Below are 14,348 nucleotides of genomic sequence, written 5' to 3'. Positions count from 1 at the left end.
ATGATAATGCAAAAAAACTTATATGATCCAATTATGTATTTAATGAAAGGGTTAATCGATAGGCAAATATATACCGGTGGTAAACCAATGCCTGGTAATGACCCGAATGACGTATTTAAAGAAGGAACGACCGAAGGATATACCCTTATTCGTGACGGCGCTCGACTATCTGCAGTTGATGGCGATAAATATCTGCACTACGATTTAGTTTTCAATGCACAAGGTATGCTAGAAAAGGTTCTTGTCTCTCATAAAATAACCGGAAAAGAAATGGAGATACAATTAATATACAATGCACAAAAGCAATTAGAGCGTGTGCAGCCGAGACTTCTTAATAAAGGTAACGGTATACTATCTGATTTAACAATTCCCGATGTGTCGTAATGATGCACGGGAATTTTTTAATACAAGAAAAAGGGTGATTGCTCTTGTTTGAAACAACCTATTTAGCCGGTGGTCGATTAGATCCACCTTTTCATCCAACAAAAACAGAACCATTCGTACCTGGATTCATTATGGATTCCACATCATATAAAACGGATGAAGTGAAATATATATTACCTGCAGATATGGAGATTTACGCAATTAGTGTTAGTTCCTCCATGTACGAATTAGATGATAAATGGGATTTAATTGTGAATGGACAAACTGTTTGCCAAGATATTTATACAAAGCGTCTTCCGGAAGGGATGCATTTTATGGTTTATAAAGCGGTTAAAGCAGGAGACACAATTGTATTCCGATTTTATAACCAAGGAATTCTTGATAAAACTGTTTGGTTTGAATTGCACTTTTTAAGATAAGGAGGCGTACTGATGAGCTTTGCAATTAATTATATGGCTGGTGGAAGATTCGACGCGCCTTACTTCCCGACAAAAACAGAGCCATTCATACAAGGGCGAAGAGTTGGTATTCATTATGACATTCATGTAGATAAGTTTTCATTGCCATTCGAAACAGAAATGATTGCTTTTTCTGTTGCTGCTTCACATTACAGTGATTCGGACTACTGGAATTTATTTATTAATGGCCAACAAGTGTTTAAAGAGGTTTATGTAAAAGATGTGCCGGAGGGATTTAATTTCTCTATTGTAAAACCTATACCTGCTAATGCCGAGCTAAAGTTCGAATACCACAATGCATCTGCAGAGAAAAAAGCTATATGGCTTAATTACCAACTATTAAGAGATTAGGAGTGTGAAATAGATGGCATACGTTGAAAAAATCGTTTCAGAAGCAGACTTTCAAGATTCACTCATAAATTTAATGACTGAAAACGGTTGGAAGAAAGTCAAAATCTTTTATAAATACATTTATAAAGAAAAAGAGCAAACAATCTCAGGTAAAACTACTAAGTTGTATAAATATTGGTGTGCAAAACACGTTATTTTACAAAATTCCGATGGTGGTATGTACGGAATCGTGCAGACCTCAGCTTGGGAAACTAAAACAAAATTAGATATTGATTTGTCTACAGAGAAAGGTGAAGCAGAATTTCGATCTTACGTAGAAAATAATCCAAGGTATAAAGATCGTTCTTGTATGTATCTATACATGATAGAACAAATTCCAAATTATCAAGATAATAGTTTAATTCCTATGGGCGCTCAAGATGGTTCTGAATTCCAATCTATAATGGATGTTGAATTATCTCACGTTAAAGAAATAAAAACTGAAAATAGAATTCCAAGTTCGGGTGAAATTTATACAACTTACTCTTATGAATACACTGATGATCCACAACTTATGATGTCACCTTGGGTGAAGTGTTCTTTTAGAAATCCTAAACTAACAAATATAGATGCCGATTCGAATTGGTGGCCAGATTCAATGGTTCGTATTACAGGACAAGTAGATAAATCTCGTGTCGTACTTTTGATACAAGCAGACAAAACACCTGCATTTGATAATAACTCTGTTCCTGTTATTCCTGTTTATATGGGGAAATTAGAAAGTTATGCAGCTGATGACACAATCGCTGATGCTCTATGGGCGGGAACAGCTTATGACGAAGGGCCAGAAGCGAACTCGCATAAATATGACTTTGAAAGTAAAACTCCATTTCGGGATGTTAAAAAATATATGCCGAGAACAAAATCGTATCCTAAAAGCCCAGGTAACGGTATTGATAACATCATAATTAAGCGATCACGTTTTGGAGCAAGATATCAAGCACATTATCTAGCTTGGAATGTACCACCTAACATGATGCCACCAGATAGAAAAAGTACAACAGGTGGCCAGTATCCGAACGCGTGGCAGAATCATGAAAATGATGAATACAAATATCAATTTAACCCTTCTGTTTACAGCAATAAAGTCCATACGTCACGAGCGTATATTGTTCACCCGGAAGAAGGTGTTCGTGGTTATATGCCTTATATCGTTCTACTATCTCCTTTAGGTTTATTAAATGGAGATAAATTGAAAGTAAGACAAAATACTTGTCCAGATACTCATGACATTTATCGTTTCTTTACGGTCGATGCAATTTCACCAATTACAAAATTACCTGCTACTGCTTATAGTCCAGCTGGTTTAGGAATCTATGAAAAAACAAGATAAAGGCGGATGAATATATATGTGGTTTGATAAAATATCGTATTTACAAACATTACCGATTGAATTGGAAAAAATATTTACTACTAATGGATGGGATAGAAAGCTATTTTTCCGTATTCGTAGTGGGATTAGTAAATTTATTGATGTTCGTTTATTTGAAGCAGCTGGTAGTGATGGGGAACGTAGAAAATTAGGAGTAGCTACTGCGTATGATACAAATGTAACTGATTTTACCGATAATCGATACATTACAGCTGATTCTCCCTTAGGAAAATTAGGTGTAGGAGATGGGACAAAGAAAGCCTTTCAAATGCCTGTATTTCCAGTAACGGAAAGCTCTCTTGTTATTTATATAAATAGTATCGTGAAAGATAAAAAAAGTTACACAATAAATGCACGTACTGGAGAAATTAAGTTTACTGATGCACCAGCGAAAAACGATAAAATTACATATGAATGTAGACTTGCTAGTGATGCTTACGAACCTTCTAACGACATGATTTTCTTCACTTATAGTAAGTATTTTATTGAAAAAGAATTAAAATTATCGGATCAATCAAGTAATTTAGGGAATGGGAATGGAACCAAAACGGAGTTTCAATATCCGTTCCCTAATTTTGATGAGTCTCGTACCATTTTTTATAAAAATGATGTGATTATTCCACCAGAAGAATACACATACACAGAAACAAAAGTTGTGTTTAAAAAGGCACCCGCAAGTACAGAAAATATTAAAATGGCTGGATTCTATACAGTTGAACCTAAAGCAGATGGAACAATAGATACACTAACGGCAAAAACATCATTTGATACAGAGGATATGTTAAGCATTATGGGTGAAGTATATTCAGCGCTTAATTTCGCAAATCCTTCACCCTATACACCAATTAGTTTTACACCCGAACGACGCTTTACAAGAGATTGGAAGCGAGATTCAGTGGTTTATCTGTACGGCAATGCCAATAGAGATCGTATAGCAATGTTTATGCGTGTAGATCCAACACCTGCTCCCGTTCGTGCTTTATTCGTCCCTGTTTATATCGGCCGAATGTATACATTTGAAAATGCTCCGCGAAGAAATATGATAATCGCAGCAGGTTGTCGTACAGGTGACCAATTTGTATATTCTGCAAATAAAAAGGTCGGAAATACAACGATAGATTACGGAGAAAGTACAAGTAACGGTAATGAAACGGTACAATTAGCACAATCTTATACAGGCTCTATGTACCAACATCATTATCTTTCTTTCATTACTCATAATATGGATGTTGATAATGGTCAGGGGCGCTTTAATCCGTCTGTGTATAGTGGTAAATATCATCTATCTCAAGTGTATATTGTTCATCCTAATGATGGGTATGTAGGTAAATTAGATGATGTCTATGCTGTTCATCCGAAAAACATCCAGCAAGCTGATGAATTAGAAATTGAAAAAACAGTTTCTAATGAAGTGTTAGGAAAAGGTGACGGGGCGCGTAAAGTGTTCCACTTAGAACATAAACCTAAAGGTGATACCTTAAAGTTACTACGATCTTGTATAGAGGTACCAAAGGAAGAATATGTGTACAATTCCGATGATAAAACCATTACATTTAATGAACCACCGGTAAATGACGCTGAAATTATCGCTTATTATGAAATGGCGCAATTATACCGCTATACATTACCGACCACACCTGTTTCGCCTATGACGCAAGCAAAAGCAACGCCTTTCAATCCAATTGGCTTAGCCATCTACAAAGAAGATATCTAAAAATAAGGGGGTAGCAGAAGAATGAGTGAAAAAGTTTATTCTATTGCTTCCCCTTCTATATGTACCAAAGAAAAAAGTCATGTTGTCATAGTTGGCTCTGGACCCAATAGAAATGAGAGAACCTACTCTTTTTCTATTACTCCAGCAAACACAGAAAATAAGAATGATGTTTATTATCCAATTTGCATCGCTCCCTACGCGAGGCACAAGGCGGTTAGGGAAGATAATGCAGCAGTTACTGGTACGAAAGTACGAGCTAAGGGAATCTTATCCAGAGTCATTGAAGAAGCACTAAGACAAAATGAAATGGATGCTTCTATTTCTGACTCAACTGATTTCAAATTAAATCGAATTATTGATGTGGCCAATTTAGAAACCCAGCAGTCTCAACGTATTGATAGTTTGCCAATGCAATTTATTTGTGCGGATGAATACATACAACATGAACGAATTTTCGATATAGACCATATCGAAGGGGTAGAGAGCGAAAGACCAAATGAAAGAAACGACGCAGTTGTGCATCATGCAAATGAATCACAACTTATAACCAAAGAATACGATGCAGCTCAAATCATAGAGCAGGATATATTAAAAAATAAATTACGTGAGTTCGTAGCGGCTGGTGTTGATGAATTACCAGAATGGGTAAAAGTCGCTCGTGTGCTATATGGCGAAGAATTTTATGGAGATATAAGTCAAATTGTAACTAGGGAAATGCACGGAGAATATAACGAGTGTGCTGTATCAAATATCGTTTCCCCAACCATTGATGCATTAATTAACACAGAAGATTGTGGTAAAACAAAACGAAAAGAACTAGAAACTCGTTTGCTGGATGATTACGAAACATTTACAACAGAAAATGAATTACAAGCTTCTTTAGAAGAATTTGATTTATTCGATGGAATGGGAACTCCTGTTTATCTTCCAGATTACGACTTGTTCGCTAGAATTCAAAGAGAATTAGCAACGAACATTGAAAAACAACATGATTTTGAACGTAAGACAATAATAGAAAATGCAGATTTACTTCCAAGTGAAGATTTAACAACTGCAAAAAGAGAGCCTGTTATAGATGCTACTCATATGAATTTTGACTCTTCTATTCGGATGAATGAGCTTTTTGCACATTATATTATAATAGAAAATTCAAATAAACAAGTGGGTGTATGTACAATAGAAAACATCGAAACTAGTGAATTTGAAAGAATTGATGATCAGAATGCCAATATCGTACAAACTCATCATTTTGAACGCATTGTAAGAGAACATGTTTCTGTTAAGCTCAATACACAAGAATTTGTAAAGAAAGAAAATGTGTTTGCCACAGCGTTTACAAGTTCACAAGAAAGTGAAATCACTTCTCGTGTGTTATCTGTTGAGGAAGTATCTGTAACTTCAAATGCAATCAAAATACAGAATACATTTGAAACACAAAAAATCATCACCAATGAATTTGAACGATTAAATGAATTAACTGCCAACACTATTAATGTAGACGATTCACAGCGTTTATTAAAAGAAATACAAAGCTCGTCATCAGATGTAGCATTTGCAGATGTCTCACATGAATTACAAGCGAATGTAATTAAACTAGAGTGTGCAGATAAAGAAGATGCAGGAGTGCTTGTACATATATCTGAAAGTTCTTCATCCGAAATAAAAGCACGAGAAATGATTACCAATGTAGATTATAGTGCTGTAGCTAATAAAACAACAAACGAATTACAGGCTTCTATAGAAGAATTTGATTTATTTGAAGGTATGGGGATCCCTGTATATCTTCCGGAATTCGATTTATTTGGTCGTATCCGAAAAGAACTAGAAACACGAATTACACTTTTCGAAGATACTTCTAAAACATTACAAATAATGCAAATGCAAATACAACAAACAATTGAATCTGAAAAAGCAATGAAAGAATTTACAACTGCAGTTATTGAAGAAGTAGCTTTTGACATCATTCCAGTTATCTTAGATGCTGAACATATATCATTAGACTTTTCTTATAAACAAGCTACACAACAAGCCTTTATTACGGAGCAAGAGTCCTTTAACTTTATACGTGAATTTGAAGGTGAAATTATTTATGAAATAACACCAGCTGATAAAGACGTTATAACAACAGATACAAATGTAATTGAAACTGTAGATGCAGCAAGGGAATCTGAACAATATGTAATCGTTAGTGAACAAGAATTATTAGAACGACAGGCTAGTGTAGAAGTTGTAGTTAATGAAGTAGGTATATTTGATAGGGAACATGAATTAAGAAGCGTTATAGAGGAATATGAACGATTTGAACGTACACCAGAACGAGAATCTGTTCTAGAGGATAATGAACTATTCAAAATGGAGAGAGTGCTAGATACAGTAAAACCAGATGAATTAATAGTTATCGAAAAGGAAAATGATGATCCGAAGTTATGGCTGCGTCATAGCCGTCAATCTTGGTGGACAAATTCAAACTGGAAGAAAACGAGATAAAGAGAAGGGGATGGAATGGCGTATATAGGACAAGTACTCAAAAATCCAGAAACGGGTTGGAAACGTTATGATGATGCCATAAATAGTGCTCTTATTACGTATGAAGGCGCATGGGAAATAAGGGAATTGTCTTCCGCTGCTTATGGTAAATATCATATTTGTGGTGGCAAATCAAAAATACGATTTTCGTTTGTGGGTAGTAAACTTCGTATAATTGGTGCTACTTATAAACTTTGGCCTGGCACTGTTAACGTCGAGATAGATGGGGTGAAATATGGATCTTATACTGTTGGTGACCCCGATTCTATAGAAGGAAACTATTCTGTTCTCTTATATGAAAAAAAAGATCTACAGTATGCAACTCATAACGTTGTTTTGCATGCAGATGGGGTAAGTACTTTAGATGCTCTAGATTTTGAAGCGCCGGGAGGGCTTGTCACTCCTATGAAAGTCGGTAATGTTCTAAAAGAACCTCAACTTGGTTGGACACGGTTTGATGATACGGATAGTAATTTTCAATATTCTGGAGCATGGGGCGTGACTACAAACCCAGAAAACTACGGTGGTTCCTCGCACTTCGGTCCATATAGCGACAAATTGGCTACTGTAAAATTTCATTTTTATGGTAAAGCTTTACGAATTATAGGCTGGTTAACTCCTTTATATGATACGGGTCAAATTTCAATTGATGATCTACCAAGTGAAAACATCAATTATAAAGGGACTACTGTACAGCAGCAGACGTTATTATATGAAAAATTTGATTTAGCTGAGGGAATTCATACAGTAAAGTTATCCGGATTTAAAATGAATTTTGATGCAATCGATATTCTAGGCGGAGCGTTAATTCCCTTTAATGCTCAAAAAAAACAAGTATCGCTATACGAAAAAGAAAGCGGGAAAATATTTGTAGATGATTTTGATTTCGTAAATCCAAAATGGCTTATGTCACTATCAAGTGCATTTAACAATGCTATCAAAAAAGGTTTCTTACGTATGAATCATTCTGCAGATAAAGACGTTATGCTGTTAATCGATAAACCGCAAGATAACTTTGCAATCCAGATTATTGCGGATTATGCTCCTACAAAAGAAGGAGATGAAGGTGGCTTACTGCTCTATCAAAATGAAAAGAATAAGGTTGAATTCCTTGAATCTTATGCTGCTAATAGTTCACAAAGTAATAAAGAGTGGATGGCAATTTGTAGGGAAGATCAATGGGACTTCTACACAAAAACTAATACATTTTTTGATTATATGGATAACGATTCATTAGATGCAAAAAGAATTGGTGTTGTTCTAAAAAGAGGAACTGCAGAGGGACTTGTACCGCTAGACATTAATAAAATCATTATGACAACGAGTAATATGCTAAGTCTGCGCCAGCTATATGAAAATTATAAGGTTGTATTAAAAGATACTGCAGATAATATCCTGTCTACTAATATCGTTGCCGCAGCTCATACAGGCATTGATATTCTACTCCCTTCTTTAGAATTTGAGGGAATCGTAGAAATATATGACGAGGAAAATGAACTGTTAGCAAAGAAACAAGCTACCTTCTATGGTGGGGATATGTATTGTATGGGTTCATCCCTACAAATCAAAATGAATAGCGAAGAATTAAATACAACGGATCCAACGAATTTAGGTTACATGTTGAATAATGAGCGTATTGTAAAAATGACAATCGTAAATGATAACATCGGTGTTGCAACAAATATAAAATTATCAATCCAGCAATATATGGAGAAAACCGGCTATACCTGGGCACTTATTTCATTAGATGGGACTAACTATTTGAATGAAATACAGGTTGATTCAGTAGCTGCACAAAGTACGCGTGATTTTTGGGTAAAGGTTGTAAAGAATACAAATTCTCTAGCATTTGAACCAATTTATTTTAATGTTCATTTAAAACATAATTGAGGTAAATAAGATATAGATACAGTAACGAGATTAATGAAAAGAAATTTTAAAATTATAATTGATCCCAAAAACGATTTTTATATAACAAAGATGTAGAATGTAATCATTTGAATAAATCCTGAGTCTAGCCGGAGAACTTTCTGTGAATTCTATCATAATAGAGAACTAAAAAGAGAATATGGATTGGTTTTTTGAAATAAAGAACGATTAAGTAGTTAGTCTGCAGATATAGTTACCTTACTTGAAAGAGTGCTAGGAATAGAAAAAGGAGAATAAATAGAGGGTGTAGGGAAAATATAGGTTTGAAACTATGTGAAGTATTAGTTATTTGTTAACAAGCTTACATTGAAGAAAACTAGATAATATAGGGTGATAGAGTGACAATTCAATTAGGCAATAGTTTACTGAAACCGGAATCTAGATGGAGTCGTAAGTATTTCCAACGCGATAACGTTAACACTTTTTTTCAAGGTATAAGAGATAAGGATAAATACCCAAATGCTAATTGGTTTATAGTAGGTGAAAATAGTAATCCTTCTGCAGAAGACTGTTGGGTTGCAGGTGATGGCCCCCGAAATACAAGTGATGATATATTTTCATTCACATTTACAGGAACAGCTTTAAGAATAATGCAAAAATCTAGTTCAGCACATCGTTACAATATAAAAGTAAGAATAGATGGTGGGAATTGGATTAAAGGCTCAGTAATTTCTAATTCTCCATCAATGTTTAGAGTCTGTTTTGAAAAATTTGATTTACCTAGCGGCACTCATAGAGTAGAGGTAACTTATGATGGTTTCACTACTGGTTCAAATGAGAATCATTATACGTTTTTATCTGCTATTGATTACGCAAATTTTAATGCTAAAGTCGGTGATGTCTTAAAAGAACCGGAACCAGGTTGGAAACGGTTCGACGATACGGATATTAACATTAAATATACAGGACCTTGGAGCCAGGCTAGTGGTTATACATATTACTATAATCAGTCGTTATCGTACAAGAGCTCAGAACAGGGTAACGAAAATACCAAATGCGAGTTTACATTTTCGGGAACTGGCATACGAGTTATTTCTCAATACGGCAGTAATCCAACTTTTTACAGAGGCTCGATAAAAATCACAATAGACGGTTCAGCAGAAACGTATACAATCTCACCAAAAGTAGCCGGCACTCAGATTTTAGCTTACGAAAAATTAAATCTAGTATCTGGAAATCATACAGTTGTAATTGAAGCTCAAGATAATATTATAGATGCAATTGATATATTAGGGGGAGAACTTCTTACAACTGTTAAAGTTGGTGATGTATTAAAAGAACCAGAACCAGGTTGGAAACGGTTTGATGATATGGATAGCAATATTAATTATACTGGCGATTGGCTGGTGCATCAAAGCAGTCTAGGTATTTACTACAATAACTCAATTCACATGAAATCATATTCCATGCCAGGAACATGTGGAATTCAGTTTACGTTTAGTGGTACGGGACTACGATTAATTGCAGTGAAATCCGGAACGACAAGTTTTAAAGGTAAGTTAACTAAGGTTAATATTGATGGAGTAGACGCAGGTACATTTGAGATGTATGAAAGTTCTATAAATGTATTATATCAATGCATTTCATTTGAAAAGTTAAATCTTGCACCAGGTTCTCATACTGTCACTATTAGTACAGACGCATTGTATTTAGATGCCATCGATATATTAGGTGGAGAATTAATATCACAAGATGTAATTAAAAAACCAAAAGTATCCATGTACGAAAAAGAAAGCGGAAAAATATTTGTAGATGATTTTGATACCATAAATCCAAAATGGCTTATGTTGCCATCAAATGCATTTAACAATGCGGTTAAAAAAGGATTCTTACGTATGAATCATTCTGCAGATAAAGACGTTATGCTGTTAATCGATAAACCACAAGATAACTTTGCAATCCAGGTTATTGCGGATTATGCTCCTACAAAAGAAGGAGATGAAGGCGGCTTACTAATCTATCAAAATGAAAAGAATAGGGTTGAATTCCTGGAATCCTATTCTGCTAATAGTTCTCAAAGCAATACAGAGTGGATGGCAATATGTAAGGAAGACCAATGGGACTTCTACATAAAGACAGATACATTCTTTGATTATGCGAATAACGATTCATTATCAGCTGAACGAATAGGTGTGGTTTTAAAAAGAGGAACTGCAGAGGGATTTGTACCGCTAGACATCAATAAAATTATTATGACAACGAGTAACATGTTGCGTCTGCGCCAGCTATATGAAAATTATAAGGTTGTATTAAAAGATACTGCAGATAATATCCTTTCTACTAACATCGTAGCTGCAGCTCATACAGGCATTGATATTTTACTTCCTTCCTTAGAGTTTGAGGGAATCATAGAAATATATGATGAGGAAAACGAACTACTAGCAAAGAAACAAGGTACCTTCTATGGTGGAGATATGTATTGTATGGGTTCATCCCTACAAATCAAAATGAATAGCGAAGAATTAAATACAACTGATCCAACGAATTTAGGCTACATGTTGAATAATGAGCGGATTGTAAAAATGACTATCGTAAATGATAACATTGGTGCTGCTACAGGTATAAAACTATCAATCCAGCAGTACATGGATAAAGTTGGTTACACCTGGACACTTATTTCATTAGATGGTACTAACTATTTGAATGAAATTCAGATTGATTCAATAGCTGCACAAAGTACGCGTGACTTTTGGGTGAAGGTTGTGAAGGATACAAATGTCCTAGCATTTGAACCAATTTATTTTAATGTTCATCTAAAACATAATTAATGTAAATAAGATATAAGAACAGCAACGTTATTAATGAAAAAAAATTTTAAAAATTATAATTGACCCCAAAAACGATTTTTATATAACAAAGATGTAGAATGTAATCATTTAAATAAATCCTGAGTCTAGCCGGAACTTTCTGTGAATTCTATCATAATAGAGAACTCAAAAGAGAATATGGATTGATTTTTTGTTGGTAGTAAAGAACGATTGAGTAGTTAGTATAAAAATATAGTTACCTTACTTGAAAGAGCGCTAGGCATAGAAAAAGGAGAATAAATAGAGTGTGTAGGAAAAGAAATATAAGTTTGAAACTATGTGAAGTAGTAGTTATTTATTAACAATCTTACATTAAAGAAAACTAAATAATATAAGGTGATAAAATGGCAATTCAATTAGGTAAGAGTTTACTTAATCCAGAGTTCGGATGGAATCGTAAATATTGCCAACAAGCTAACATTGGTACTTTTTTTCAAAATATAAGAGGGTCAGAAGAATATCCCAATGCTACGTGGTTTGTAGTAGGTGGAGATAATAATCCTTCTGAGGAAGGTTGTTGGTTTGGCATCCTTAATCCTAGAAATACAAATGAAGATATCTTTTCATTTGTATTTACTGGAACGGCTTTTAGAATAATGCAAATGTCTTATTCCGATCATCGTTACAATATAAAAGTAAGAATAAATGGTGGGAATTGGATTAAAGGTTCGGTAATTCAAAATAATACATCAAAGTTTAGAGTTTGTTTTGAGAAATTAGATTTACCTAAAGGGACCTATAGAGTAGAAGTAACTTATGATGGTTTCACTACTGGTTCCAATAATAAGTCGATTTATACATTTTTGTCTGCTATTGATTACGTGGATTTAGGAGCAAAAGTCGGTGATATTTTAAAACAACCGGAACCAGGTTGGAAACGGTTTGATGATTCAGATAGCAATATTAAGTATGTTGGAACTTGGATGACTCATACTTTTTGGGATGATGGTTACAATAAGACGGCACATGTTAAAAATGATGAGCAAGATAAGTTAGGTCGTGTATTATTTAACTTTGTTGGTACTAGATTGCGTTTACTAGCATATCGAACAGATGGTACATATTTTGATAATACAAAAATAGTAATTGACGGAATCACTTACAATTGTCCGAAAATCGATAAGACCTCAGATCAAAAATCAGTAATAGTTTACGAAAAATTAGATCTTAATCCGGGTAAACATACTGTAGAAATATATGACTATGTATTAAATCTAGATGCAATTGATATAGATGCAGATGGATCTATTTTAGAACCAGCAAAAGTTGGTGATGCACTATTTAAACCGGAACCAGGTTGGAAACGGTTTGATGATACGGATAGTAATATTAAATATACAGGCACTTGGAATCATCTAGCAAACTCTAAGGGTTACTTTAACAATACAGTATCTTTTCATAATAGTGATCACGGTAACGAACCTGTCACCTGTGAGTTTGCATTTTCGGGAACTGGAATTCGAATTATTTCAGAACACAATAATTACTCAAGTTATCGATATCCAATACAAATTACAATAGACGGTACTTCTGAAACTTACACAATTTCTCCTAAATCTCCATTACAACAATGTTTAGCATATGAGAAATTAAATCTTTCTGCAGGTATTCATACAGTTGTAATTGAAGCTCAAGAAAATATTATAGATGCAATTGACGTATTCGGTGGAGAATTACAATCATCAGATCTAATTAAAAAGCCAAAAGTATCCTTATATGAAAAAGAAAGCGGAAAATTATTTGTAGATGATTTCGATTCCGTAAATCCCAAATGGCTTATGTCACCATCAAGTGCATTTAACAATGCTGTTAAAAAAGGATTCCTACGTATGAATCATTCTGCAGATAAAGACGTTATGCTGTTAATTGATAAACCACAAGATAACTTTGCAATTCAGGTTATTGCAGATTATGCTCCTACAAAAGAAGGAGATGAAGGCGGCTTACTGATCTATCAAAATGAAAAGAATAAGGTTGAATTCCTTGAATCCTATTCTGCTAATAGTTCTCAAAGCCATAAAGAGTGGATGGCAATTTGTAAGGAGAATCAATGGGATTTTTATACAAAGACAGATACATCCTTTGATTATATGGATAATGATTCATTAGTAGCAAAAAGAATTGGTGTTGTTTTAAAAAGAGGAACTGCAGAGGGATTTGTACCGCTTGACATCAATAAAATTATTATGACAAAGAGTAATATGTTACGTCTGCGTCAACTATATAAAAATTATAAGATTGTATTAAAAGATTCTGCAAATAATATCCTGTCTACTAGCATCGTTGCTGCAGCTCATACAGGCATTGATATTCTACTTCCTTCTTTAGAGTTTGAAGGAATCGTAGAAATCTATGATGAAGAAAACGAACTACTAGCGAAGAAACAAACTATCTTTTATGGTGGGGATATGTATTGTATGGGTTCATCTTTACAAATCAAAATGAATAACGATGAATTAAATACAACAGATCCAACGAATTTAGGTTACATGGTGGATAATGAGCGAATTGTAAAAATGACAATCGTAAATGATAACATTGGTGCTGCTACAAATATAAAACTATCAATCCAGCAATACATGGAGAAAATCGGCTATACCTGGGCACGTATTTCATTAGATGGTACTAACTATTTGAATGAAATACAGATTGATTCAATAGCCGCACAAAGTACACGTGACTTTTGGGTAAAGGTTGTGAAGGATACAAATTTACTAGCATTTGAACCAATTTATTTTAATGTTCATCTAAAACATAATTGAGGTGAA

9 protein-coding genes are annotated in these 14,348 nt (G+C 34.3%); all 9 read left to right on the top strand.

Annotated features, from left to right (window positions below):
- Positions 1 to 384 carry a hypothetical protein gene (locus AC1DMU_RS25785; RefSeq protein ID WP_476941633.1) on the top strand — a complete coding sequence of 128 codons (384 nt, stop codon included), beginning with the start codon at positions 1 to 3 and terminating at the stop codon, positions 382 to 384.
- A 44-nt stretch (positions 385 to 428) separates the two neighbouring features.
- Positions 429 to 803 carry a Low copy number virion structural protein gene (locus tag AC1DMU_RS25780; RefSeq protein ID WP_215559154.1) on the top strand — a complete coding sequence of 125 codons (375 nt, stop codon included), beginning with the start codon at positions 429 to 431 and terminating at the stop codon, positions 801 to 803.
- A gap of 12 nt (positions 804 to 815) precedes the next feature.
- On the top strand, positions 816 to 1,193 hold the full coding sequence (locus AC1DMU_RS25775) for a Low copy number virion structural protein (RefSeq protein ID WP_476941632.1): 378 nt from the start codon (positions 816 to 818) through the stop codon (positions 1,191 to 1,193).
- A gap of 13 nt (positions 1,194 to 1,206) precedes the next feature.
- Positions 1,207 to 2,565: a hypothetical protein gene (locus AC1DMU_RS25770; RefSeq protein ID WP_476941631.1), complete on the top strand. Its 1,359-nt coding sequence runs from the start codon at positions 1,207 to 1,209 to the stop codon at positions 2,563 to 2,565.
- Positions 2,566 to 2,581: 16 nt separating this feature from the next.
- Positions 2,582 to 4,318 carry a hypothetical protein gene (locus AC1DMU_RS25765; RefSeq protein ID WP_476941630.1) on the top strand — a complete coding sequence of 579 codons (1,737 nt, stop codon included), beginning with the start codon at positions 2,582 to 2,584 and terminating at the stop codon, positions 4,316 to 4,318.
- A 21-nt stretch (positions 4,319 to 4,339) separates the two neighbouring features.
- Entirely contained in the window at positions 4,340 to 6,805 is a 2,466-nt protein-coding gene (locus AC1DMU_RS25760) for a hypothetical protein (RefSeq protein WP_476941629.1), read from the top strand.
- Between the two features lie 15 nt (positions 6,806 to 6,820).
- A complete protein-coding gene (locus tag AC1DMU_RS25755) occupies positions 6,821 to 8,734 on the top strand; it encodes a hypothetical protein (RefSeq protein WP_476941628.1) in 1,914 nt (637 codons plus the stop codon).
- 629 nt (positions 8,735 to 9,363) lie between these two features.
- Positions 9,364 to 11,541: a hypothetical protein gene (locus AC1DMU_RS25750; RefSeq protein ID WP_476941627.1), complete on the top strand. Its 2,178-nt coding sequence runs from the start codon at positions 9,364 to 9,366 to the stop codon at positions 11,539 to 11,541.
- A gap of 860 nt (positions 11,542 to 12,401) precedes the next feature.
- Complete coding sequence (locus AC1DMU_RS25745; RefSeq protein ID WP_476941639.1) at positions 12,402 to 14,342, top strand: hypothetical protein; 1,941 nt, start codon at positions 12,402 to 12,404, stop codon at positions 14,340 to 14,342.
- Positions 14,343 to 14,348: the final 6 nt, after the last annotated feature.

The organism is Bacillus sp. 01N45 (assembly GCF_056399205.1).
Note: the sequence above shows the minus strand (reverse complement) of the source record. Positions and strands in the feature narration are given on the sequence as shown.

What these genes read in the sequence shown, in the direction of transcription:
- AC1DMU_RS25785 (WP_476941633.1), top strand. Translation starts at nt 1, where the DNA reads ATGATAATGCAAAAAAACTTATATGATCCAATTATGTATTTAATGAAA.
- AC1DMU_RS25760 (WP_476941629.1), top strand. Translation starts at nt 4,340, where the DNA reads ATGAGTGAAAAAGTTTATTCTATTGCTTCCCCTTCTATATGTACCAAA.
- AC1DMU_RS25750 (WP_476941627.1), top strand. Translation starts at nt 9,364, where the DNA reads ATGCAAAAATCTAGTTCAGCACATCGTTACAATATAAAAGTAAGAATA.
- AC1DMU_RS25775 (WP_476941632.1), top strand. Translation starts at nt 816, where the DNA reads ATGAGCTTTGCAATTAATTATATGGCTGGTGGAAGATTCGACGCGCCT.
- AC1DMU_RS25755 (WP_476941628.1), top strand. Translation starts at nt 6,821, where the DNA reads ATGGCGTATATAGGACAAGTACTCAAAAATCCAGAAACGGGTTGGAAA.
- AC1DMU_RS25765 (WP_476941630.1), top strand. Translation starts at nt 2,582, where the DNA reads ATGTGGTTTGATAAAATATCGTATTTACAAACATTACCGATTGAATTG.
- AC1DMU_RS25770 (WP_476941631.1), top strand. Translation starts at nt 1,207, where the DNA reads ATGGCATACGTTGAAAAAATCGTTTCAGAAGCAGACTTTCAAGATTCA.